Origin of the sequence: Streptomyces sp. Ag109_G2-15 (genome assembly GCF_900215565.1) — a bacterium.
GTDB lineage: Bacteria > Actinomycetota > Actinomycetes > Streptomycetales > Streptomycetaceae > Streptomyces > Streptomyces diastatochromogenes.
Genome location: NZ_OCNI01000002.1, coordinates 1338860 through 1362172 on the forward strand (window position 1 = coordinate 1338860; position 23313 = coordinate 1362172).

Below are 23313 nucleotides of genomic sequence, written 5' to 3' on the forward strand. Positions count from 1 at the left end.
ACTCCTCGTCTCCGCTTGCCTGCGAACACCCAGGGTGTCAGTCCGGCAGCCGCATCCGCACCCTCTCCCCCGGCCCGACGCGCACCACGCGGTCCGGCAGCCGGATGTCGATGGGGGTGGGACCCGAGGCCTTCGGCATGGCGGCCTCCAGCTGGCCGGAGCGCAGCCGCAGCCGTACGCCCCAGTGGCCCTGGTAGCGCAACGAGAAGCCGTAGGAGGAGAGTTCCGGGAGCGGGACCGGGTCGAGCCAGAGTTCGCTGTCGCGGGTCTCCAGGCCGGTGAGGCAGCGCTGGACGAGGTCGAGGGTGCCGGCCATGGCACCGAGGTGGATGCCCTCGCCGGTGGTGCCGCCCTGGACGTCGGCGATGTCGCCGCGCAGCGCCTCCTGGACGAAGGACCAGGCGTCGGCGCGGCGGGCGCGGGCCAGGATCCAGCCGTGCACCAGGCCGCTGAGGGTCGAGCCGTGCGTGGTGCGGTGCAGGTAGTGGTCCACCGTCGCGGTCCAGGTGTCCTCGTCGAGGCGGTGGCCCAACCAGGCGAAGAGGGAGTGGAGTTCGGCCGGTGAGAACAGGTAGCCGAGCATCAGGACGTCGGCCTGTTTGGACGCCTTGTAGCGGTTGACGGTGTCCCCCTCCGCCTCCAGGATCCGGTCCAGGCGCCGGATGTCGCCGTACCGCTCGCGGTAGCCGTGCCAGTCCAGTTCGGCGAGGTCGCCGTAGCCCTCGAACTGGCTGATCACGCCGTCGTGGAAGGGCACGTGCAGGGTGCGGGAGACCTCCTCCCAGCGGGCGAGTTCGCCCTCCTCCAGGCCGGTCTGTTCGATGAGTTCGCGGCGGCGCGGTTCGGGCAGCGTGCGCAGCAGGTCCAGGGTGCGGGTGAGGACCCAGACGGCGGTGACGTTCGTGTACGCGTTGTCGTCCAGGCCGGGTCCGGGTGCGTCGGGGTAGGCGTCGTGGTACTCGTCGGGGCCGACCACGCCCCGGATGCGGTGCCGGCCGAGGTGTTCGTCGTAGGTGGCCGAGTCGGCCCAGAAGCGGGCGATCTCCAGGAGCATCTCGACGCCCTCGGTGTGCAGGAAGTCGGTGTCGCCGCTGGCCTCGCAGTACTGCCACACGTTGTAGGCCACGGCCGAGCCGACGTGCCGCTGCAGCCGGGAGTGGTCGGGCAGCCAGCGACCCGAGCGCGGGTTGAGGTGCAGTTCCTGGGTCTCCTCGCGGCCGTCGCTGCCGCTCTGCCACGGGTAGAGCGCCCCGCGCCGGCCGGTCTCGCGGGCCGCGTGCCGGGCCGCGTCCAGGCGGCGGTGGCGGTAGTGCAGCAGGGCGCGGGAGACCTCGGGCAGGTGGAGGTTGAGGTAGGGCAGGACGAACAGTTCGTCCCAGAAGACGTGTCCGCGGTATGCCTCGCCGTGCAGTCCGCGTGCGGGCACGCCGACGTCGAGGTCGGCCGTGTGCGGGGAGAGGGTCTGCAGCACATGGAAGAGGTGCAGGCGCAGGATGCGGCCGGGGTCTCCGGGGACGTCGAGTTCGGCCCGCCGCCACAGCTGCTCCCAGGCCGTGATGTGCGAGGTGAGCAGCTCGTCGAAGCCGGGCGCGTCGGCGACCCGGTCGAGGGCCGCGCGCAGCGGGTCGCTGATGGCGGGGTCGTGGGAGGTGTGCAGGGCGACGGTCTTGTCGACGGTGACCGTACGTCCGGGTTCCAGGGACAGCCGCAGTCGCTGTACGGCCCGCTGTGCCTCGTGGGCGTCCGACACCGGCACGTCGGCGGCCAGCCGCGAGGCGAGCCCGACGGCGGTGTCCGAGGTACGGGTGTGGCAGCGCAGCCACATCGTGCCGGGTGCGGCCGCGCTGCCCGTCTCGACGCGGGTGAGGTGGCGGCCGTCCAGGTCCCGGTAGCGGGCCACGCCGGAGTTGCTGACGCTCCCGTCGAGCGCGGCCTCGACGTCCAGCTCGGCGGCGCGGCCCTCGGCGGTGAGGTCGGTGCGCAGGGCGGCGAGGTGCGGGTCGGCCATGTGGAGGAGACGGAGCTGCCGCACGAGGAGCGTGCCGTCGGTGCCGAGCGCGTAGCGGGTACGGCGCTCCAGCACGCCCGGGTCCAGGTGGAGGATCTGCTGGTGCTCGGTGACCGGGGCGGTGTCCGGGGTGAGCCAGTCATGCCCTGCGAGGCGGAAGCGGAGGGGCAGCCAGTTGGGCAGGTTGACCATGTCCTCGTTCTCGACCCGGCGCCCGGCGATCTCGGAGGTCAGCCGGTTGTAGCAGCCGGCCGCGTAGGTGCCCGGGTAGTGCACGGCGTCCGCCGCGCACTCGGGCAGCGCCCCGCGGGTGGCGAAGTAGCCGTTGCCCACGGTGCACAGGGACTCCCGCAGGCGTTCCTCCGCGGGATCGTAGCCGTCGTACTCCCACAGCAGACCCGTCACCGTCGTCCTCCTCGATCCAGTCTGCCTCGATGTCGGGGACGGCGCAGGCGGGCGGGGGTCACCCGCCCGCCGTGCCGGTCAGGGATAGCTGACGAGGTTCGCCACGTTGGTGGACGAGTTCGAGGGTCCTCCCGTGTTGTTGATGACGTGACTGATGGTGCCGGTGCCGCCGAGGGAGACGGTCACCATGCTGGTGAAGCGGACGTTCGCGTTGTTCGGTGCCTCGATGGCGCGCGCGGCGGTCACACTCGGGTTCACGTTGAAGTAGCAGTAGCTGCCGAGGCCGTAGGCCTGGTGGCTGGTGACGGTGTCGGCGACCTTGTAGGCGGCGTAGCCCTGGGTGGAGCCGTTCATCCAGGCCGCCTGGTTCGGCGGGTCGTACGGCATCTCGTTCTGGAAGAAGTAGGTGCGGCCGCCGTTGCCGTTCCAGAGCACCTGGTACTTCTGGAAGTGCTCGACGAACAGCCCGTACATCGTCACGTTGTCGCCGTTGACCACGAGCCCGGTGTCGGCGGTGTTGCTGGTCCAGCCGACGCCGCTGCCGTGGTCGGCGCGCCAGATCCACATGTGGTCGCCGATGACGTTGTCGCTGTTGACGACGATGCTGGTGGCGGCCTTGCCGACGCCCGCGCCGCCGACGCGGACGTAGACGTCGTGGAGGGAGGTCGGGTCGGCCGCGTGGGAGGCGGAGGAGCCGGTCGGCCCGACCTCGAGCAGGGTCTTCGAGCTGGTGGTGCCGGCGTCGAAGAGCAGACCCGCGATCTTGACGCCGTCGACGTCGGCGACGGTCATCGCGGTGATCCCGTTGTCCGGGACGAAGGTGGCGAGACCCAGGCCGAGGACGACGGTGTCGGGGCGGGTCACCTGCAGGGTCTGGTCCAGGTGGTAGACGCCCGGGGTGACCAGGAGGTTCTTGCCCGCGGCGAGCGCGGAGTTGATCTGGGACGCGGTCGCGCCCGGCTTGACGACGTAGAAGGTGTCCAGGGACAGCGAGCTGCCCGCCGGGCTGCCGCCGGCCCAGCTGGTCGCGGTGGAGTTGGACCGCACCGACGGCACGAAGACCTGGTAGGCGCCGTTGCCGTCGACGTACAGGAACGGCTTCTCCCGGCCGACCGGGCTCTGCGCGACCGTCGTGTACGGGGGGTTGGGGAAGCTGGTGGACGGTACGCCCTGGCTGCCGACGAAGACCATGTTCCAGTTGGAGCCGGTCCAGCTGCCCAGCTGGGAGTTGCGGGTCAGCCACTGCTGCTGGGTGCCGGAATTGACCTGCCCGTCGACCTTGCTGTCGGCCAGATAGCCACCGCTGGACCAGCCGCCGTCGTCCAGGGCCAGGTTGCCCCGCAGATGCATCCGCCGGTACGGCGCCGCCTGCGAGACCGCCCAGCGGTCGCTGCCGCCCGTGGGGTTGACCGACAGGTTCTCGGCGCCGCGCCAGAAGTTCTGCGTGGCGTTGCCCTGGAACCAGTCCGCCTCCGCGTGCACCGCGCCGTTGATGGAGACGGCGTCGGGGGTGAGGCCGAGGCCCAGCACCTGGGTGTAGAAGCCGACGTTGACGTCCGCGCTGTAGGCGCCGGGCTTGAACAGAACGGCGTAGCGCTGGGAGCCGAACTGGTTGGTCTCCTGCTGCTGGAAGATCGAGTTCAGCTTGCTCTGGATGGTCGAGGACGACATCGACGGGTCGAACACGACGACGTTCGGGCCGAGGTCGGGGTTGCTGGTGGACTGGGTCACCGGGACCACCTGGAAACGCTGGGCGGCGGTGCCGTTGCACGTGTACTGCACGAACTGCACGCTGTCGGCGAGCGAGGCGCTCGGGTCGTCCAGGCACTTGCCGCTGTTGCGGTTGACGAAGTGGAAGGCGCCGCCGCCGTCGTCCACCGGCAGCCACTGCTGGTTGGCGCCGCCGCCGTAACTCCACAGGTGCACCTGGGCGTTGTCGGCGGTGGAGACGTCGGCGACGTCCACGACCTGGTTCGTGTTGTTGCCGTTGCCGATGCGGACGTAGCCGTCGCTGGTCGCGGTGAAGCTCCACTGCTGTGCCGTGGTGCTGTTGCAGGCGTACTGCTGCACGACGGTGCCGTTTGCGGTCGCGGCGGCCTTGGCGTCCAGGCACTTGCCGCTCGCGGCGTTGACGACGGTGGCGAGGCCGGTGGGCAGGGCGGCGGCGGAGGTCGCGGCGCGCGCGGGTGCTGCGGTGAGCAGGGACGCGGCGGCCACGGCGACCAGCGCGCCGGCCGTCGATCTGCGACGGCGGGTGAGGGCAGGCACGGGTTTCTCCTAGCGGACGGGGTCAGCCGGTGTAGGCGGCGAAGACGCGGGTGTAGTCCCAGGCGGACTGGGAGACGCCGGAGCAGCTGTCGGCGGGGCCGCCGGTGCACGGGCGGTCGCGGTTGGCGGACCAGAAGGTGAGCCGGGCCAGGTGGTGCTGCTGGGCGTAGGCCAGGATGGTCCGGAAGTCGCTCACCGTGACGGTCTCGTTGTTGTCGGTGATGCCGTTCATGGACGAGATGCCCATGTCCCGGTAGGCCTGGTCGTCGCTGTAGTGGTAGGCGTTCTTCAGCGCGTTCTTCAGGCCCTCGGCGGCCTGCGTGGTGAGGTTGCCCATGTTCTGTCCGGCGCCGCCGAAGTCGAACGGCATGATCGCCCAGGCGTCGACGGTCAGCCCGGAGGAGGCGGCCCGGTTGATGAGGCTGGTGTCGGGGCCGCTCTGTCCGGTGCCGATGGTGATGTACACCTTCAGGCCCGGGTTGTTCGCCTTCACGGTCTTGAGGGCGTCCACGGTGCGCTGCTGCACGGTGGGGTTGCTGTAGGCGTCGGCCTCGATGTCGATGTCGATCGCCTTCAGACCGTAGGCGTTGATCACCTTCTGGTAGGCGCCGGCGAGTTCGCCCGCGCTGGAGCAGGAGCTCTCCAGCTTGTTGCCGCTGTAGCCGCCGAAGGACGGGATCACGTCACCGCCGTTCGCCCGCACGGTGTTGACGGTCTGCTGGTCCACCCCGCCGGTCAGCGGGCGGCTGCCGTCCCACTGAGGGTTGCAGTAGCCGTTGCTGAGCACGAAGGCGAGCGTGAACCACTTGACGCCGGTGGCCTGGGTGATGGTGGTCGGGCTGGGCGGGCTGCCCCAGCCGTTGTAGAGGTACGGCGCGACGGCCATCGGCGCGGACGGGGTCGTGCCGCTGTCCGCCGCGGGCGCGTTCCACTTCTGGTTGGCGGCGCCGGTGCAGGTCCATATCTGGGCGCGGGCGCCGTTGGCCGAGGAGTTGTCGGTGACGTCCAGGCACTTGTTCGCCTGCGGGTTGACGATGTCGTGGGCGGCGGTGACCGTCCACTTCTGGTTCGCGCCGCCGCTACAGGACCAGAGCTGGGCCTTGGCGCCGTCGGCGGTCGCGTTCCCGGTGACGTCGAGGCACTTGCCCAGGGCGCGGATGGTGCCGTCGCTGCCGACGGTCCACTGCTGGGCGGCGGTGCCGTTGCAGTCGTAGAGCTGGACGGCCGTGCCGTCGGCGGAACTTGCCCCGGCCACGTCGAGGCACTTGCCGGCGAGGCCGGTGATGGCGCCGGTGGCGGCCTGGGCCGGGGCGGCGGTGAGCAGGCCGGTGGCGAGGGACAGGGCGGCGAGCGAGACGGCTGCGGGGAGTGGTCTGGCCATGGGCGGGGGCGGCCTTTCGCGTGGGGGGTGCCCGGGCGCAGGCCCAACACAGGTGTGGCGAATGGGTGTTGAGTGCATCCGGAGTCTTTGTTTAAGGCGTGAAGTTAAAGGTCCGGACCAACTGGAGTCAAGGGGGTGGGCGGCAACCCGGCGGCAACCCACCGGCAACCCACCCCCCTGCCGCTCACTCAGGCCGTCGCCACCTCGTCGTCCCGCTGGGCGAACTGCGTGCGGTGCAGCTCCGCGTACCGTCCGCCCGCCGCCAACAGCTCCTCGTGCGTGCCCCGTTCCACGATCCGGCCGGCCTCGACGACCAGGATCCGGTCGGCGGCCCGGACGGTGGACAGGCGGTGGGCGATCACCACGGCGGTACGGCCCTCCAGGGCCTCGGTGAGCGCCTCCTGGACGGCCGCCTCCGAGGTGTTGTCCAGGTGGGCGGTGGCCTCGTCGAGGATGACCACGCGCTGGCGGGCGAGCAGCAGCCGGGCGATCGTCACGCGCTGGCGTTCGCCGCCGGAGAGCCGGTAGCCGCGTTCGCCGACGACCGTGTCGAGACCGTCGGGCAGGGACCGTACGACCTCGGCGAGGCGGGCGCGGCCGAGGGCGTCCCACAGCTCCTCGTCCGTGGCGGCCGGGCGGGCCAGCAGCAGGTTGGCGCGGACGGTGTCGTGGAAGAGGTGGCCGTCCTGGGTGACCATGCCGAGGGTGGCCCGCAGCGAGGCGGCGGTCAGGTCCCGGACGTCGGTCCCGCCGATGCGGACGGCGCCGGCGTCGACGTCGTACAGGCGCGGCAGGAGCTGGGCGATGGTGGACTTTCCGGCGCCGGAGGAGCCGACCAGGGCGACGGTCTGGCCGGGTTCGGCGCGGAAGGAGATGCCGTGCAGGACTTCGACGCCGCCGCGGGTGTCGAGGGCGGCGACCTCCTCCAGGGAGGCGAGGGAGACCTGGTCGGCGGAGGGGTAGGCGAAGGTGACGTCCTCGAACTCGACCGCGACCGGGCCCTCGGGCACCTCGACGGCGTCCGGCTTCTCCTCGATGAGCGGCTTCAGGTCGAGCACCTCGAAGACCCGCTCGAAGCTGACCAGCGCGCTCATCACCTCCACCCGGGCTCCGGCGAGCGCGGTGAGCGGGGCGTAGAGCCGGGTCAGCAGCAGCGCGAGGGAGACGACCGCGCCCGCCTCCAGGGTGCCGCGCAGCGCGAACCAGCCGCCGAGGCCGTAGACCAGGGCCAGGGCGAGGGCGGAGACGAGGGTGAGGGCGGTGATGAAGACGGACTGGGCGGTCGCCGTGCGCACCCCGATGTCGCGCACCCGGCGGGCGCGGTCCGCGAACTCGGCGGACTCCTCCTCCGGGCGGCCGAACAGCTTGACCAGGGTGGCGCCGGGTGCGGAGAACCGCTCGGTCATCCGGGTGCCCATGGCCGCGTTCAGCGCCGCCGCCTCCCGCTGCATCCCGGCCATCCGGCTGCCCATGCGGCGGGCCGGCAGTACGAACACCGGCAGCAGCACCAGCGCGAGCAGGGTGATCTGCCAGGACAGGGTGAGCATGACGGCGAGGGTGAGCAGCAGGGTCACCAGGTTGGTCACCACGCCCGACAGGGTGTTGGCGAACGCCCGCTGGGCGCCGATCACGTCGTTGTTGAGACGGCTGACCAGCGCGCCCGTACGAGTACGTGTGAAGAACGCGACGGGCATGCGCTGCACATGATCGAACACGGCCGTGCGCAGGTCGAGGATGAGTCCCTCCCCGAGCGTCGCCGACAGGCGCCGGCCGAGGATGCCGAGCCCCGCCTCCGCGAGGGCGACGAGCGCGATGAGCAGGGACAGCCGTACGACCTTCCCGGAGTCGTGCCCCGCCACGATCGTGTCGACGACGTGGCCGGCGAGCACGGGTGTCGCGACGGCGAGGAGGGCGGTCACCACCCCGAGGAGCACGAAACGGAGGATGCCCGCGCGGTGCGGGCGGGCGAAGGCGGCGATACGGCGCAGTGTGGCGCGGGCGAAGGGGCGGCGCTCCTGCTGCGCGGTCATCACGCTGTGCAGCTGCGTCCAGGCGGTGGTCTCCATGCTCATGGGAGAGAACGTAGGACCTCAAGCTTCGTTGAGGTCAATGTCCGCGCCATTTCCACCCCACCGACGTTCTGGTACCCAAAGGCCCCCATGACCCTCCCCGCTCATCCGCTGCCCGTCCGTAAGCCGCCGTCCCCGCTTCCGCCACCCGCCGTTGGCACGGCCCGGAGAACCTCTCCCGATGTGACAGCGGTACGACTCCCCGACCTCCGCGAGGGACGCCTGGCCCGGCTCGCCCGGCGCGTCCCCGTACGGCAGACCCTGTGCCTGATTCCGCTCCTGCTCGTCGCGATCGTCGCGGTGCGGCACCGGTCGGTGCTCGCCGAGGGCTTCGGCCAGCTGCGGACCGCCTCCTGGCCCTGGCTGCTGGCGGCGGTCGGCGCCACCTGCATGACCTGGGTGGCCGCGGCCGTCACCCGGCAGGGCGCCGTGGTCCAGCGGCTGCCCCGGTGGCGGCTGCTGGCGACACAGTTCGCGGCGGGCTCGGCCAACCACCTGCTGCCGACGGGTCTGGGCGCGGGCGCGGTCAACCTGCGGTTCATGAGCGTGTGCGGCGTGCCGCTGGCCCGCTCCTCCGCCGCGCTCGCCCTGTACCTGCTCGCCGAGTCGGTCGGCCGGCTGAGCCTGCTGGCCGCGCTGCTGCTCGCCTTCCCCGACGCGCTGCGGCTCGGCACCCTGATCCCCGACGGGGCCGTCGGACCGGTGCTGACCATCGTGGGCGCGGCGCTGGCGGTGGCCGTGGCCGCGCTACTGCTCGTACGACGCCTGCGCACGCCGGTGCTCGGCTTCGTCCGCACCGCCCTGGGCGAGGCCCGCTCGGTGCACACGCGTCCGGCCCGGGCGCTGGCGCTGTGGGGCGGCTCGCTCGCCTTCCCCGCGCTGCAGGCGACCGGCCTGGTGGCGGTGGGGCAGGCGCTGGGGCTGCCGGTGCCGCCCGCGCACATGGCGCTCGCGTACCTCGCCGCGACGGTCGCGGTGGCGCTGGTGCCCACGCCGGGCGGGCTCGGCTCCGTCGAGGCGGCGCTGATCGTGGCGCTGGTGGCGGCGGGCGGCCCGGTGGCGGTGGCCACGGCGGTGGTGCTCGCCTACCGCATCATCACCGTGTGGGTGCCGCTGCTGCCGGGCGCGTTGACGCTGGGGGCGCTGGTGCGGCTGAAGGTCATCTGAGGCAGAGTGGCCGTCCGAGCCGCCCCCTCAGAAGGAGCACCGCCGTGCCGGTCCGCGTGGAGCACAAGGAGCACGTCACCACGATCGTCCTGTCCCGCCCCGAGGTCCGTAACGCGGTGGACGGCCCGACGGCCGCCGAACTCGCCTCGGCCTTCCGGGACTTCGAGGCCGACGAGAACGCGCGGGTGGCGGTGCTGTGGGGCGAGGGCGGCACGTTCTGCGCGGGCGCCGATCTGAAGGCGATGGGCGGCGAGCGCGGCAACCGGGTCGCCGAGGAGGGCGACGGGCCGATGGGTCCGACCCGGATGCGGCTGTCCAAGCCGGTCATCGCCGCGGTCGCGGGGCACGCCGTCGCGGGCGGTCTCGAACTGGCCCTGTGGTGCGATCTCCGGGTCGCCGAGGAGGACGCCGTGTTCGGGGTGTTCTGCCGCCGCTGGGGCGTACCGCTGATCGACGGCGGCACGGTACGGCTGCCCCGGCTGATCGGCACCAGCCGGGCCATGGACATGATCCTGACCGGCCGCGCTGTCCCGGCCCGCGAGGCCTACGACATCGGCCTCGCCAACCGACTCGTGCCCACCGGCCACGCCCGCGCGGAGGCCGAGGAACTGGCGGCGGCCGTCGCCCGCTTCCCCCAGGCCTGCCTGCGCGGCGACCGGGCCTCGGTGCTGGACCAGGAAGGGATGGACGAGGAAGCCGCAATGCGGGGTGAACTGCGGTACGGCATGGAAGTGCTGGCGGAGGGGCTGGAAGGGGCGGCCCGGTTCGCCGGAGGTGCGGGGCGGCACGGGTCCTTTTCGGACCTGTGAGGCACCTGCGGTTGGCGGCGGGCGTGGCGTGATCGGCCGGTTCGGCCGGGTGGGATTCGGCGGCATGCCGATCCGGCTGCTCGACTCCCGCCGGCGCGTCCGGGACCGCGCCCACGCCCTCGGCGGCGGCCGGTCCGAGACCGCCACCACACCCGGCCGCCGGCCCTACGCCCCTCCCGCCAGCCAGTCCAGGACCGCGCCGCCCGCCTCGGTCCCGGCCCGGTGCGCCGCCCAGGCACTCCGGCCCGGGTGCAGGAGGGCTCCGGCGGCGAACACACCCGGACGTGAGGTGTACGGGCTCGTGCCCAGAGCGATGCCGGCGCGGCGCGCGAGTTCGTTGTCGGGGACGAAGTCACCGGTGAAGACGACCGTGTCGCAGGGCAGGACGGCCGTACGGCCGTCGCGGTGGCGGACGCGGACGCCGGACAGGCGGCCGTGGCCGAGGAGTTCCGTGACCGTGGTGTCCGTGAGGAGCGGGATCCGGTGCCGGAGGCGGGCCGAGTGGGCGCGGAAGGGTGTCACCTGGGCGCGCGGGTGTTCCGTGAGCAGGGCGACGACCTCGGCCCCGGCGGCGCGGACGGTGTCGGCCGCCGCGTACGAGACGCCCTCCGCACCGACCACCACCGCACGGATGCCGATCGACTGCCCGAACAGGTGCACCGCCTGCTGGAGTTCGCCGGTGGTGTAGACACCGGCGGGCCGGGTGCCAGGCACCAGGCGGGCCGCGCGGGGGCGTTCACGGGAGCCGGTGGCCAGGACGACGGCCCGCGCCGCGATCGTCTCCGGCCCGTCGGGGCCAACGGTCGTGAGGACCGCGCCCGGCCAGTCGGAGGTGTTGCCGACGCGCCCACCGCCGACGCCCGGCGCCGCGGCACCCGAACCGCCCGGCGGCGTCGCGCCAGGCCGGCCCGGCACCATCCACCACGCTCCGTCCGGGGCCGCCTCGCTCCGCCCGACCGGCGCCTTTCGGTCCGATCCGTCCGGGGCCTTACGGCCCGATCCGTCCCACGCCACCGCTCCCCGTCCGCCCGGCGCCATGCAACCGGAACCGCCCTGCGCCACCGGGCCCAGTCCGCCCGACGCCATCCACCACGCTCCGTCCGGGGCCGCCTCGCTCCGCCCGACCGGCGCCTTTCGGTCCAATCCGTCCGGCGCCCTACGGCCCGATCCGTCCCACGCCACCGCTCCCCGTCCGCCCGGCGCCATGCAACCGGAACCGCCCTGCGCCACCGGGCCCGGTCCGCCCGACGCCATCCACCACGCTCCGTCCGGGGCCGCCTCGCTCCGCCCGTCCAGCGCCTTACGGCCCGATCCGTCCCACGCCACCACTCCCCGTCCGCCCGGCGCCACCGGGCCCGGTCCGCCCAGCGTCGCCCCATCGGCTCCGTCCGCAGTCGTCCGGCCGGATGCGCCGGGGGGCGTCGGTCCCGCCCCGGGATCCGCCCAGTCGAGGACGGTCACCCCGGTCCGCACCACGGCACCCGCGCGCACGGCGGCCTCGACGAGCAGCCGCGCGTACCCCGGTCCGGTCAGCGGATGCGTCCACGTGCCGAAGCCGCCGTGGGCGCAGTGCCGGGGCACTCCCCCGGCCTGTGCCTCCCGCTCCAGCACCTCGACCCGGCCGGCTCCGGCGGCGGCCAGCCGGGCCGCGGCGGCGAGTCCGGCGGGACCGGCGCCGACGACGAGGACGTCGACCCGGCGGTCGGCGGTCATGGGCGCGCCTCCTCGAACAGCTGCCGTACCGCCGCCCCGCAGTAGAAGCCCTGGCAGCGGCCCGCCCGGGCCCGGGTGCGGCGGCGCAGGCCGTCCAGGGTGCGCGGCGGGATCGTACCGGCCAGGGCATCGCGGATCTCGCCGCGGGAGACGCGCTCGCAGTGGCAGACGAGGGTGCCGTACTCCGGGTCGGCGGCGACGAGTTCGGGCCGCTGGTGGGGGCGCGGGAAGGCCTCGCCGAGGTTGGGCATGCGGACCGGGTCGAGGTCCCGCGCAGGTCCGGGATCGAGCCCGGTGCCGGTCAGCAGGCCGACGACGTGGGCGGCGATGGCCAGGGACGCGGTCAGGCCGGTGGAGCGGATGCCGCCGACGGTGACGTACGCCTGCTCGGGGTGAGCGGTGATCCTGTAGTCCTCGTGCTCGGTGGCCGCGCGCAGCCCGGCGTAGACGGCGGTGACCTCCTCCCGCAGCAGTGCGGGCAGGATGCGGCCGCCCTTCTCCCGCAGCAGGGCGAGACCTTCGGCGGTGGAGCCGGTGGCCCGCTTGTCGTGCAGGTCCTCGGCGGTGGGGCCGAGCAGGACGTTGCCGTAGACGGTGGGGGCGACCAGGACGCCCTTGCCGAGGGCGGTCGGGACGGGGAGGAGGATGTGCCGGACCAGGGGGCGGGCGAGCTTGTCGTGGACGATGAGCTGGCCGCGGCGCGGGGTGACGGTGAAGTCGTCGTGGCCGAGGGCCCGGTCGAGGGTGTCGGCGTGCAGCCCGGCCGCGTTGACCAGACGGCGGGCGCGCAGGGTGCCTCTGGAGGTGGTCAGGAGATGACCGCGCCCATCCCGACTGGACTGCTCCACACGGGTGTTCAGGTGCAGGTCGACACCCGCGCGAACCGCCTGGGTGGCGTACGCCAGGGTCGTCGTCCACGGGCAGATGATGCTCTCGCCGGGCACGTGCAGGGCACCGAGGGCGCCGGGACCGAGGTGTGGTTCGCGGGCGTACAGCTCGTCGGCGCCGAGGAGCCGGGTGTCCGGGCAGTCGTTGCGCTCGGCCTTCTCGGCGAGCCGGGGCAGGGCGGCGAGCTGCTCCTCGTCCCAGGCGACGAGCAGGGCGCCGACCCGTTCGACGGGGATGCCGGACTCGGCGGCGTACGCGGCCAGCCGCTGGTACCCCTCGCGGACCAGCCGGGCCTCCAGGGAGCCCGGGGTCGCGTCGAAACCGGTGTGCAGGATCGCGGTGTTGGCCTTCGAGGTGCCCTGGCCGACGTCGTCCTGGGCCTCGACCAGGGCGATGCGCAGCCGGGGGTGGCGGGCGAGTTCGCGCGCGATGGCGCAGCCGACGACTCCGGCGCCTACGACCGCCACGTCGTACGTCCGCTCGGGCAGCGGCCCCTCCGCGGTGACCGTCATGAGCCGAGCAGGGCGGCGACCGCGCTGCGGAAGCCGGCCAGACGTTCGGCTGCCTGGTCGGCCGGGATGCGGGGCTCGTACACGGCGGCGGGCTTCCAGTCGGGCAGGGCGTCTGCCACGCTCAGCGCGGGGTCCGCGCCGAGCCGGGCGAGGGTGGCGGCACCGAGTGCGGTGGCGTCGGGCAGCGCGGAGACCTCGACGGGGCGTTGCAGCAGGTCGGCCTGGGTCTGCATGAGGAGCGCCGAGCGGGTCAGGCCGCCGTCGACGCGCAGCGCGTCGAGCGGGGTGCCGAGGTCGGCCGCGGCCGCCTCCGCCAGCTCGACGACCTGGGCCGCCAGGCCCTCGCACAGGGCGCGCACCAGGTGTCCGGGTCCGGTGTCGAGGCCGAGTCCGGTCAGGGAGCCGCGCAGGTCGCCGCGCCACCAGGGGGCGGCGAGCCCGGCGAGGGCGGGGACGAAGGTGACGCCGCCGCTGTCGGGGACGGCGCCGCCGACCGGGTCGAGGTCGGCGGCCGAGGAGATGACGCCGAGGTCGGTGAGCCAGCGCACGGCGGAGGCGGCCGTGTAGACCTGCCCGTCGAGGCAGTAGCCGGTGTCTCCGGCGAGCCGCCAGGCGACACAGCTGACCAGGCCGGAGGTGCCGCGCCGGGGTGTGCCGCCGGTGTGCGCGAGCAGGAACGCGCCGGTGCCGTAGGTGCACTTGGCGGCGCCGGGCCCGGTGACGCGCTGGGCGAGCAGGGCGGCCTGCTGGTCGACGGCGAGTCCGGTGAGCGGGATCTCGGGGCCGAACGCCGCGGTGATGCCGATGGGTTGGGCGTTGTCGACCACCTGCGGGAGCCGTTCGTCCGACAGCCCGTAGGTCTCCAGCGCCCGCGGCGACCACTCGGCGCGGTCCAGGTCGAGGAGCTGGGTACGGCCGGCGGTGGCCGCGTCGGTGACGAAGGCGCCGGTGAGGCGGTGGACCAGCCAGGCGTCGGAGGTGGTGACGACGCCCTCGCGGGTGAGACTGCGGCGGATCCAGGCCATCTTGGGTGCCGCGAAGTAGGGATCCAGGGGCAGGCCGGTCAGCTGCCGCAACTCCTCGGCGTGCTCGGCGAGTTCGGTGCAGACGGTCTCGGCGCGCCGGTCCTGCCAGACGAGGGCGTCTGTCAGCGGGCGGCCGGTCGCCGGGTCCCAGGCGAGGACGGTCTCGCCCTGGTTGGCCAGGCCCATCGCCACAACGTCCTCGCCCGCCTCGGCGAGTGCGCGGCGACCGGCGTCGAGCACCGAGGCGTACAGCTCGGCCGGGTCCACCTCGACCAGACCTCCGGGCAGGTAGCGGGGGGTCACGGCGGCGAACCCGGCCCCGAGGACGCCGCGTTCGGGGCAGACCACCAGGGCCTTGGTGCCGGACGTGCCCTGGTCGACGGCGAGCACCGGCCCCGTCATCGCATCCTCCCGCACACCCCTTCGAAGATCGGCGCGAACAGCCTGCCGCCGGGCCGTGTCCGGCGTCAAGCTCGGCCGGTCGTCGATCAACTGGCCACCCAGTTAGTTGAGTTGACAACAATGGCAAGGCGGAAGGGACGCCCCTATAGTGACCGCCGACCCGCACGGAGGCGCTCGACCACCGCCCAGAGGAGGGCTGTTGCTACCGCACCCCGCCACCCCGCCCGTCCGCTCGCGGACCGGGGCGGGTGGCTGATGGCCAGAGAAGGAGCACGGCCTTCCTACGACCCCGCCGGCCACGACGGTTCCTTACGTACCGCCCTCCAGGATCTGCGCACCGGGCGCTGGATGGCGATGCGCGCGCTGCTCGCGGACACCACGAGCTGGTGGCAGTGGACCCAGCGCACCCAGATCCTCGCGGCCGCGGCGGCCGGTACCGATGTGGTGCGGGCCTGGCTCGCGGAGGAGCCGCAGAGCGTGCCGGCCGCGGTGATGCACGCCCGGGTCGGCGTGGAGCGGGCCCTGCGGGCGCAGCGCGAACGGCACCGCCGTACGCACGAGTTGTGGATCGAGGCGTGGGACGCCGCGCAGTCCGCCACCCAGACCGCTCCGCAGGACCCCGTGCCCTGGGTGTGTCTGCTGGCGCTGGCCCAGCTGGACCCGCAGCAGCGCTGGGACGAGCACCGGGCGCCGCCGCCGGAGCCGGTGCTGCCGCCGGGCCCGTGGGGGCTGCTGGCCGAGGTCGGCCGGCGCGACCCGCACAACCGCGAGGCCCACCACCGGATGCTGCAGTTCCTGTACACGATCGGCTCCTCGGACCGGCTCGCAGAGGCCACGGGCTACGCCCAGTGGGCGGCCGGATCGGCGCCGCCCGGGTCCGCGCTCCACCTGCTGCCGCTGTACGTCCGGGTTGAGCGCTACCGGCGCGGCAGCGGGCACGACGCGGCGCTCGACCTGCACTGGGTGGCGGAGGACGCGACCCGCGAGGCGCGCCGGGCGCTGCACTCCTGGTTCGAGCAGTCGCCCCGGCCCGAACGCTCGCTGCTGGACCTCAACCACCTGGCCCACGCCCTGTGGGGCGCCCTGCAGTTCCCGGACGCGGCCCGGGTGTTCGACGCGATCGGCCCGTACGTCACGCCGCCGCCCTGGATGTACCGCACCCCCGACCGCGGCCGTGCCGTGGAGGTCTTCCTGCAGGCCAGGGACCGCTGCCGGGCGGCCGCCGAGGGCGCCTGACGCCCTTTCTCCTTCCCCGCCTCTCCTTCCTCACCCCCGGAGGTCTCCGCATGTCCCCCGATCCCTCGCCCACCCCCGCCCGGCCGCAGCACGACGAGGAACAGCGGCTGCGCGAGCTGGGCTACCGCCCGGTGCTGGCCCGCCGCATGGGCGGCTTCGGCAACTTCGCGATCAGCTTCTCGGTGATCTCGATCCTGTCCGGCTGCATGACCCTGTACGGCTTCGGCCTGGGCACCGGCGGGCCCGCCGTGATGCTGTGGGGCTGGGCGGGCGTCGGCCTGTTCGTGCTGTGCGTCGGCCTCGCCCTCGCCGAGGTCACCAGCGCCTATCCGACCTCCGGCGCGCTGTACTACATGGCCGACCGGCTCGGCGGCCGGCGCTGGGGCTGGTACACGGGCTGGCTGAATCTGCTCGGTCTGCTCGGCGCGATCGCCGGCATCGACTACGGCGCCGCCCTGTTCACCGGGGCCTTCGCCAACCTCCAATGGGGCTTCGAGCCGACGCCCGGCAGGACCATGCTGATCTTCTGCGCGATCCTGCTGCTGCACGCCGTGCTGAACCTGTTCGGCGTCCGCCTGGTCAGCGTGCTCAACTCGGTCAGCGTCTGGTGGCACCTGGCCGGTGTCGCCCTCATCGTCGGAGCGCTGGCGATCGTCCCCGACCACCACCAGTCGCCGTCCTTCGTGTTCACCAAGTTCGTGAACGACACCGGCTGGTCGAGCCCGCTCTACGTGGCCGCGATCGGCCTGCTGCTCGCCCAGTACACGTTCTCCGGCTACGACGCCTCCGCCCACCTCTCCGAGGAGACCTCCAACGCCTCGGTGTCGGCGGCGAAGGGCATCGTACGGTCCATCTGGGTGTCGTGGATCGCGGGCTTCGTCCTGCTCGCCGGCCTGACCTTCGCCATCCAGGACTACGACGCCACGCGCACCACCGACACCGGCGTGCCGCCCGCGCAGATCCTGCTCGACGGCCTCGGCACCGACGGCGCGAGCGCGCTGCTGCTGGTCGTGATCGTCGCCCAGCTGTTCTGCGGGAACGCCGAGGTGGCCGCGGCCAGCCGCATGGTGTTCGCGTTCAGCCGGGACGGTGCCCTGCCGGGCTCGCACCTGTGGCGCAAGGTCAGCAACCGCACCCAGACCCCGGTCGCCGCCGTGTGGCTGTCGGTGATCGTCGCGGGTGTCCTGGCCCTGCCGTCCCTGTACTCGGCGACGGCGTACGGCGCGGTCACCGCCATCAACGTCATCGGCATCACCCCCGCCTACGCCATCCCGGTCCTGCTGCGGCTGCGCGCGGGCGACCGTTTCCAGCCGGGTCCGTGGAGCCTGGGCCGGTGGAGCAGGCCGGTCGGCTGGATCGCGGTGGTGTGGGTGGCCTGTGTGACGGTCCTGTTCTGCCTGCCGCAGTCCTCGCCGGTCACGGTGGACACGATGAACTACGCGGCCGTGGCCCTCGTCGTCGTCCTGGTCCTGGCCAGCATCTGGTGGTACGTCGCCCGTCGTTCGTACGGAACGCCCACCACGGCCGCGTACGGCAGCGACCGCGACCAGGCCGAACTCGCCGAGGGCATCGTCTGAGACGGCTGCTCACGGCACCGGTCCTGGTACGAACTGGTGTGCCGGATACGGCAGGATGAACGATCGCGCCGACCGCCGGTGATCCGGTGGCGGCGCGATCGCACATTCCGGACATCGAGCAGGTGACAACGTGATGAGACTTCACATCAGGCTCTCCGCAGCAGCTTTGCGCCCCGGAGGTGACCGGTGAACCGCGCGCTGACCCTGGACGACCTCGTCCTCGCCGGCATCGCCGTGGCCGCGGGCCTGGTGCTGGCGTTCCTGTCCCGCACGGTGCTGCGCTGGCTGGCCAAACACGCCAAGCGGACCAAGTGGAGCGGTGACGACGTCATCGTGGACACGCTGCGCTCCGTCGTCCCCTGGGCGGCGATCGTGGGCGGCCTCGCGGCGGCCGCGGCGGTGCTGCCGCTGACCCACACCGTGCAGCACCACACCAACCAGATCCTCCAGGTGTGGCTGATCTTCGTGGTGACCCTGTCCGCGGCCCGGGTCGTGGCGGGCCTGGTCCGCTCGGTCACCCAGTCCCGCTCGGGCGTGGCGGGCTCGGCGACCATCTTCGTCAACATCACCCGGGTCCTGGTCCTGGCGATCGGCTTCCTGGTGGTGCTGCAGACGCTGGGCATCTCCATAGCGCCGCTGCTCACCGCCCTCGGCGTCGGCGGTCTGGCCGTCGCCCTCGCCCTCCAGGACACCCTCGCCAACCTCTTCGCGGGCATCCACATCCTCGCCTCCAAGACCGTCCAGCCGGGCGACTACATCCGGCTGAGCAGCGGCGAGGAGGGCTATGTCGTGGACATCAACTGGCGCCAGACGACGGTCCGCCAGCTGTCCAACAACCTGGTGGTCATCCCCAACGGCCAGCTCGCCAAGACCAACATGACCAACTTCACCCGTCCCGAGCAGCAGTTGACGATCCTGGTCCAGGTGGGCGTGAGCTACGACAGCGACCTGGACCACGTCGAGCGCGTCACGACCGAGGTCATCGCCGAGACCATGACCGAGATCACCGGCGCCCTCCCGGACCACGAGCCCGCGATCCGCTTCCACACCTTCGGCGACTCCCGCATCGGCTTCACGGTGATCCTCGGCGTCGGCGAGTTCAGCGACCAGTACCGCATCAAGCACGAGTTCATCAAGCGCCTGCACCGCCGCTACCGCGAGGAGGGCATCCGCATCCCGGCCCCGACCAGGACGGTGGCGCTGCAGCAGGGCGCGGTGGTGATCCCGCAGCAGCGCAGCGGGGAGGACGTGGTGCCGGGTCCGGCCCTGACCGACTAGTACGTGTCCCCGTCGCCGGCGTGGCAGCACGAGCCGCGCCGGAGGCCGCGGGCGACCTCCAGCCAGGTGGTGTCCGGGGGCGCGGGGTGGTCGCGGTGCCGGTGAGGTCTGCGCGGTGCGCCGTCGACGGGCAGCAGCCACAGGGCGTTCAGTGCCACGAACGCCGCCTGCCTCCCGTCCGGCGACAGGGCCGACAGGTGGATGCCGCGCACCGGGTCCGGCGCCGGGGAGCCGAGGGCACGGGTCCGGGGCCGCCACCGGGGCCGCCGCCGGTGAGACGGCGGCGGCCACTCCGGCGGCGGAGGCACCCAGGAAACCCCGACGGCCGACAAAGCCCATGTGCTTGCCCTTCCCTCGCCATGAGCGCCCGGTCCGACCGGTGAAACGAGCGGCCGGGCGGTTCGTGGCGGGGGTCAGGGGTGGTCAGAGCGTCGCGGAGTTCTCGTGCCAGTGGCCGCCGCGCCGGCTGTGCGGGGCCGCGAAGGACGAGCTGACCGGGTTGACCGTCCAGTCGGGGTGACCGGGCATGCGCGGGGTCTTCGTGCCGTAGAGCCAGTCGCGCAGGAAGCCGGACTGGTCCTGGCCGGAGACCTCCGAGGCGACGGCGATGTAGTCGTCCGTCGACGCCGAGGAGTTGCGGAAGCGGTCCAGGAAGGTGCGCTCGACGGCGTGGAAGACGTCCTCGCCGACCAGCTGCCGGAAGGCGTACAGGACGAGCACGCCGCCCAGGTAGCGCTGGCTGTCGAAGAGGTTGACCTCGTTGGGCGCGGCCACCGGGCCCGAGTCGTGGCGCCACTGGTCGCCGCGCGCGTAGGTGTCCTTCATCCGGGCCTCCATGGTGGTGAGGCCGAGGGAGTCGGTCCAGCCGCGCTCGTAGCGGTAGAGCAGTCCGTAGAAGTCGGCGTGGCCCTCGTTCAGCCACAGGTCGGCCCAGGTGGCCGGGCTGACCAGGTTGCCGAACCAGGAGTGGACCAGCTCGTGCATCATGTGCGAGCCGATCTTCTTCTCCTCCTGGAGCAGGAAGTTCGGCTTGTACAGGGTGAGGGTCTGGGTCTCCAGCCCGGTGAAGTCGAAGGCCTTCGGGTCGTCGGAGTTGCACGGCAGCAGGCCGTACGTCTCGAACGGAAAGGCGCCCAGCCGCTCCTCCAGCCAGGTCACCAGGCCCGGGGTGAGGGCGAGGGCCGGCTCCAGGGCCGTGGCGCGGGCGGTGGGGACGACGTCGCGCAGCGGCAGGCCGTGCGGGCCCTCGCGGTCCTTGATCACATAGTCGCCGACCGTGATCTGGACGAGTTCGGTGGCGATCGGGGAGGCCGAGCGGTACGAGTACGCCGTACGGTCGCCGTCCACCTCCTCGACGCCGGTGAGCAGGCCGTTCGCGACGCCGCGCACCCCGTTCGGGACGGTGACGCGGAAGCTGAAGTCCGCCTTGTCCGAGGGGTGGTCGTTGCACGGGAAGACGGTGTGCGCGGAGTTCGGCTGGGGGCAGATCGCGAAGCCGTCCGCGGTGGGCACCCAGGCGGTGTGCGCGAGGGTGCGGCGCGGGTCGGCGGAGTACTCGACGCGGACGGTCGCGACGGCCTTCGCCGGGAGCGGCCGGTCGGGCGTGACGCGCAGTTTCTCGTCGGCCTGCTCCCAGACGGCCGTGCGGCCGCCGACGCACACGGAGCGTATGTCGAGGCCGAGGGCGTCGAGGGAGAAGCGGCTCAGTGCCCGGGTGGTGCGGATCCGCAGGGTGGCGGTGGCGTCGACCAGCCTGGTCGTGGGGTCGTAGGCCAGGTCCAGGTGGTACGCCGACACGCGGTAGCCGTCGTTGCCGAGGGCCGGGAAGACGGGGTCGCCCAGGGTCTCCGGGCCCGGGTCCCCCGTACGCCTGCCCGGGGTGGCGTGGGCCGGGGAGCCCAGGGTCAGCGCAGCCGTCGTACCGATCAGGACGGCCGCCGGGGCCGTCACTCGGGTGCGATATCTCATCGTCAGCCTTCGCTCGGGCGGCCGGAGGGTCAGGGCCGGCCGCCGGTCAGTGGGCGATCGCGCGTGGTCAGCGAGCGATCATTTGTCATGACCACAGAGACGGGGGAGTGGTTGCACCCGTACGGCATGTTTTCCGGCCAGGACCCCTGTCGAGCCCAGCCCGATCACGAGATATCTTGATGTCGAGCAATGTTGCAGACGTGGAGCGGAGCACCCGGTGACTGACTCGACCATCTTCTACACCTACACAGACGAGGCCCCGGCCCTGGCGACGCATTCGTTCCTGCCGGTGATCCAGGCGTACGCCTCGCAGGCGGGTGTCGCCGTCGACACCCGGGACATCTCGCTGGCCGGACGCATCATCGCCCACTTCCCGGAGTACCTGAACGAGGACCAGCGCATCCCCGACGCGCTGGCCGAGCTGGGCGAGCTGGCCAAGACGCCCGAGGCCAACATCGTCAAGCTGCCGAACATCTCGGCGTCCATCCCGCAGCTGCGCGCCGCCGTCGCCGAGCTGCAGGGCAAGGGCTACGCGCTGCCGGACTACCCGGACGACCCGAAGACCGACGAGGAGCGCGAGATCCGCGCCCGCTACGACAAGGTCAAGGGCTCCGCCGTCAACCCGGTCCTGCGTGAGGGCAACTCCGACCGCCGCGCCCCCGCCTCGGTGAAGAACTACGCCAAGACCCACCCGCACCGCATGGGCGCCTGGACCCCCGAGTCCAGGACCAACGTGGCGACCATGGGCGAGAACGACTTCCGCTCCACCGAGAAGTCCGTGGTGATCTCCGAGGCCGGCGCCCTGAAGATCGAGCTGGTCGGCGAGGACGGCACCACCACCGTGCTGCGCGAGTCCGTACCGGTCCTGAAGGACGAGGTCGTCGACGCCTCCGTCCTGCACGTCGCCGAGCTGAACACGTTCCTCGCCGCGCAGGTCGCCCGCGCCAAGGAGGAGGGCGTCCTCTTCTCCGTGCACCTGAAGGCCACGATGATGAAGGTCTCCGACCCGATCATCTTCGGTCACGTCGTGCGCGCCTTCTTCCCGAAGACGTTCGCGAAGTACGGCGAGACGCTCGCCGCGGCCGGCCTGACCCCGAACGACGGTCTGGGCGGCATCCTCAAGGGCCTGGAGAGCCTGCCCGAGGGCGCCGAGATCAAGGCCTCCTTCGACGCCGAGCTGGCCGAGGGCCCGGCCCTCGCCATGGTCGACTCCGACAAGGGCATCACCAACCTGCACGTGCCCTCCGACGTCATCGTCGACGCCTCCATGCCGGCGATGATCCGCACCTCCGGACACATGTGGGGCGCGGACGGCCAGGAGCACGACACCCTCGCGGTGATCCCGGACTCCTCCTACGCCGGTGTCTACCAGGCCGTCGTCGACGACTGCCGCGCGCACGGCGCCTACGACCCGTCGACCATGGGCTCGGTCCCGAACGTCGGTCTGATGGCGCAGAAGGCCGAGGAGTACGGCTCCCACGACAAGACCTTCGAGATCCCGGCCGCGGGCACGGTCCGCGTCCTCGACCAGGCCGGCAACGTCCTGATCGAGCAGCCGGTCGGCAAGGGCGACATCTTCCGCGCCTGCCAGACCAAGGACGCCCCGATCCGCGACTGGGTCAAGCTGGCCGTCACCCGCGCCCGCGCCACCGGCGACCCGGCCGTGTTCTGGCTGGACGAGGGCCGCGCCCACGACGCCAACCTGATCGCCAAGGTGCGGCAGTACCTGCCGGAGCACGACACCGAGGGCCTGGACATCAAGATCCTCTCCCCGGTCGAGGCCACCAAGCTGTCGGTGGAGCGCATCCGCCGCGGCGAGAACACCATCTCGGTGACCGGCAACGTGCTGCGTGACTACCTGACCGACCTGTTCCCGATCCTGGAGCTGGGCACCAGCGCCAAGATGCTGTCGGTCGTCCCGCTGATGGCGGGCGGCGGCCTGTTCGAGACGGGCGCCGGCGGCTCCGCGCCGAAGCACGTCCAGCAGCTGGTCAAGGAGAACTACCTGCGCTGGGACTCGCTCGGTGAGTTCTTCGCCCTGGTGCCGGCCTTCGAGCAGTACGCGACGGCCACCGGCAACGCCCGCGCCAAGGTCCTCGCCGACACCCTCGACCGCGCCACGGCGACCTTCCTCAACGAGGACAAGTCCCCGACCCGTCGCGTCGGCGGCATCGACAACCGCGGCAGCCACTTCTTCCTGTCCCTGTACTGGGCGCAGGAGCTGGCCCAGCAGACCGACGACGCCGACCTGGCGAAGGCCTTCGCCCCGTTCGCCGAGACCCTCGCGGCGAACGAGCAGACGATCGTCGACGAGCTGCTCGCGGTCCAGGGCTCCCCGGCCGACATCGGCGGCTACTACCAGGTCGACAAGGCCAAGGCGGACGCGATCATGCGCCCGTCGGCCACCTGGAACGAGGCGCTCGCTTCCCTGAGCTGACGCCTGCGGCCACCTGCGGCGCCTGAGCCGCAGCCGTGAGTGACACTCCGCCCCGGTCGGTACCCCCGGCCGGGGCGCAGTCATGTCCGGGACCCGCTCGCCCAACTGCGCCGATGCCGCACTGGATTGCGGCAACATGTCGTATGTGACGGCCTCATGTCACGTTTCGT

The 23313-nt window shown here is 72.5% G+C and carries 15 protein-coding genes; 6 read left to right on the forward strand and 9 right to left on the reverse strand.

The features are described from left to right. Positions 1-37: 37 nt before the first annotated feature. The 4 genes from CRP49_RS42410 to CRP49_RS42425 all read right to left on the reverse strand — a co-directional run bounded on the left by CRP49_RS42410 (position 38) and on the right by CRP49_RS42425 (position 8128). The gene (locus CRP49_RS42410) at positions 38-2413 is read right to left on the reverse strand and encodes a glycoside hydrolase family 65 protein (protein ID WP_097258678.1); all 2376 of its coding nucleotides are present in this window, start codon (positions 2411-2413) and stop codon (positions 38-40) included. Positions 2414-2491: 78 nt separating this feature from the next. Further along, positions 2492-4681: an RICIN domain-containing protein gene (locus tag CRP49_RS42415; protein WP_097258679.1), complete on the reverse strand. Its 2190-nt coding sequence runs from the start codon at positions 4679-4681 to the stop codon at positions 2492-2494. 22 nt (positions 4682-4703) lie between these two features. Further along, entirely contained in the window at positions 4704-6062 is a 1359-nt protein-coding gene (locus tag CRP49_RS42420; RefSeq protein ID WP_097258680.1) for a lectin, read from the reverse strand. Between the two features lie 188 nt (positions 6063-6250). Continuing rightward, positions 6251-8128 (reverse strand): ABC transporter ATP-binding protein, encoded by a 1878-nt coding sequence (locus CRP49_RS42425; protein WP_097259326.1) that lies wholly within the window; start codon positions 8126-8128, stop codon positions 6251-6253. A gap of 186 nt (positions 8129-8314) precedes the next feature. Between CRP49_RS42425 and CRP49_RS42430 the strand changes: the two genes are divergently transcribed. Beyond that, positions 8315-9298, forward strand: a complete 984-nt coding sequence (locus CRP49_RS42430) for a lysylphosphatidylglycerol synthase transmembrane domain-containing protein (RefSeq protein ID WP_257033823.1) — start codon at positions 8315-8317, stop codon at positions 9296-9298. Positions 9299-9342: 44 nt separating this feature from the next. Beyond that, entirely contained in the window at positions 9343-10107 is a 765-nt protein-coding gene (locus tag CRP49_RS42435) for a crotonase/enoyl-CoA hydratase family protein (RefSeq protein ID WP_097258682.1), read from the forward strand. 165 nt (positions 10108-10272) lie between these two features. On the opposite strand, the gene CRP49_RS48690 is transcribed toward CRP49_RS42435, so the two are convergent. Genes CRP49_RS48690 through CRP49_RS42455 form a run of 3 tightly spaced genes read right to left on the reverse strand, consistent with a single transcriptional unit; the run spans position 10273 to position 14647 of the window. Continuing rightward, positions 10273-11820, reverse strand: a complete 1548-nt coding sequence (locus CRP49_RS48690; RefSeq protein ID WP_257033824.1) for an NAD(P)/FAD-dependent oxidoreductase — start codon at positions 11818-11820, stop codon at positions 10273-10275. Further along, positions 11817-13220, reverse strand: coding sequence for an FAD-dependent oxidoreductase (locus CRP49_RS42450; RefSeq protein ID WP_097258683.1), 1404 nt, complete (start codon positions 13218-13220; stop codon positions 11817-11819). The genes CRP49_RS48690 and CRP49_RS42450 overlap by 4 nt, the downstream gene beginning before the upstream one ends. Further along, the gene (locus tag CRP49_RS42455) at positions 13217-14647 is read right to left on the reverse strand and encodes an FGGY family carbohydrate kinase (protein ID WP_097258684.1); all 1431 of its coding nucleotides are present in this window, start codon (positions 14645-14647) and stop codon (positions 13217-13219) included. The genes CRP49_RS42450 and CRP49_RS42455 overlap by 4 nt, the downstream gene beginning before the upstream one ends. A 255-nt stretch (positions 14648-14902) precedes the next feature. Here CRP49_RS42455 and CRP49_RS42460 point away from each other — a divergent pair, with 255 nt between their 5' ends. From CRP49_RS42460 to CRP49_RS42470, 3 genes are all read left to right on the forward strand, one after another. Continuing rightward, positions 14903-15883 carry a hypothetical protein gene (locus CRP49_RS42460; protein WP_097258685.1) on the forward strand — a complete coding sequence of 327 codons (981 nt, stop codon included), beginning with the start codon at positions 14903-14905 and terminating at the stop codon, positions 15881-15883. A 50-nt stretch (positions 15884-15933) separates the two neighbouring features. Further along, positions 15934-17460 carry an amino acid permease gene (locus CRP49_RS42465; protein WP_094217616.1) on the forward strand — a complete coding sequence of 509 codons (1527 nt, stop codon included), beginning with the start codon at positions 15934-15936 and terminating at the stop codon, positions 17458-17460. A gap of 186 nt (positions 17461-17646) precedes the next feature. Continuing rightward, positions 17647-18738 carry a mechanosensitive ion channel family protein gene (locus CRP49_RS42470; protein WP_097258686.1) on the forward strand — a complete coding sequence of 364 codons (1092 nt, stop codon included), beginning with the start codon at positions 17647-17649 and terminating at the stop codon, positions 18736-18738. Here CRP49_RS42470 and CRP49_RS47380 read toward each other — a convergent pair. Further along, positions 18735-18896, reverse strand: coding sequence for a hypothetical protein (locus tag CRP49_RS47380; protein WP_179851944.1), 162 nt, complete (start codon positions 18894-18896; stop codon positions 18735-18737). The two genes, CRP49_RS42470 and CRP49_RS47380, sit on opposite strands and share 4 nt — an antisense overlap. Positions 18897-19161: 265 nt before the next feature. Further along, positions 19162-20706 carry a M1 family metallopeptidase gene (locus tag CRP49_RS42480; protein WP_097258688.1) on the reverse strand — a complete coding sequence of 515 codons (1545 nt, stop codon included), beginning with the start codon at positions 20704-20706 and terminating at the stop codon, positions 19162-19164. Between the two features lie 217 nt (positions 20707-20923). On the opposite strand from CRP49_RS42480, the gene CRP49_RS42485 reads away from it, so the two are divergent. Beyond that, complete coding sequence (locus CRP49_RS42485) at positions 20924-23143, forward strand: NADP-dependent isocitrate dehydrogenase (RefSeq protein WP_097258689.1); 2220 nt, start codon at positions 20924-20926, stop codon at positions 23141-23143. Positions 23144-23313: the final 170 nt, after the last annotated feature.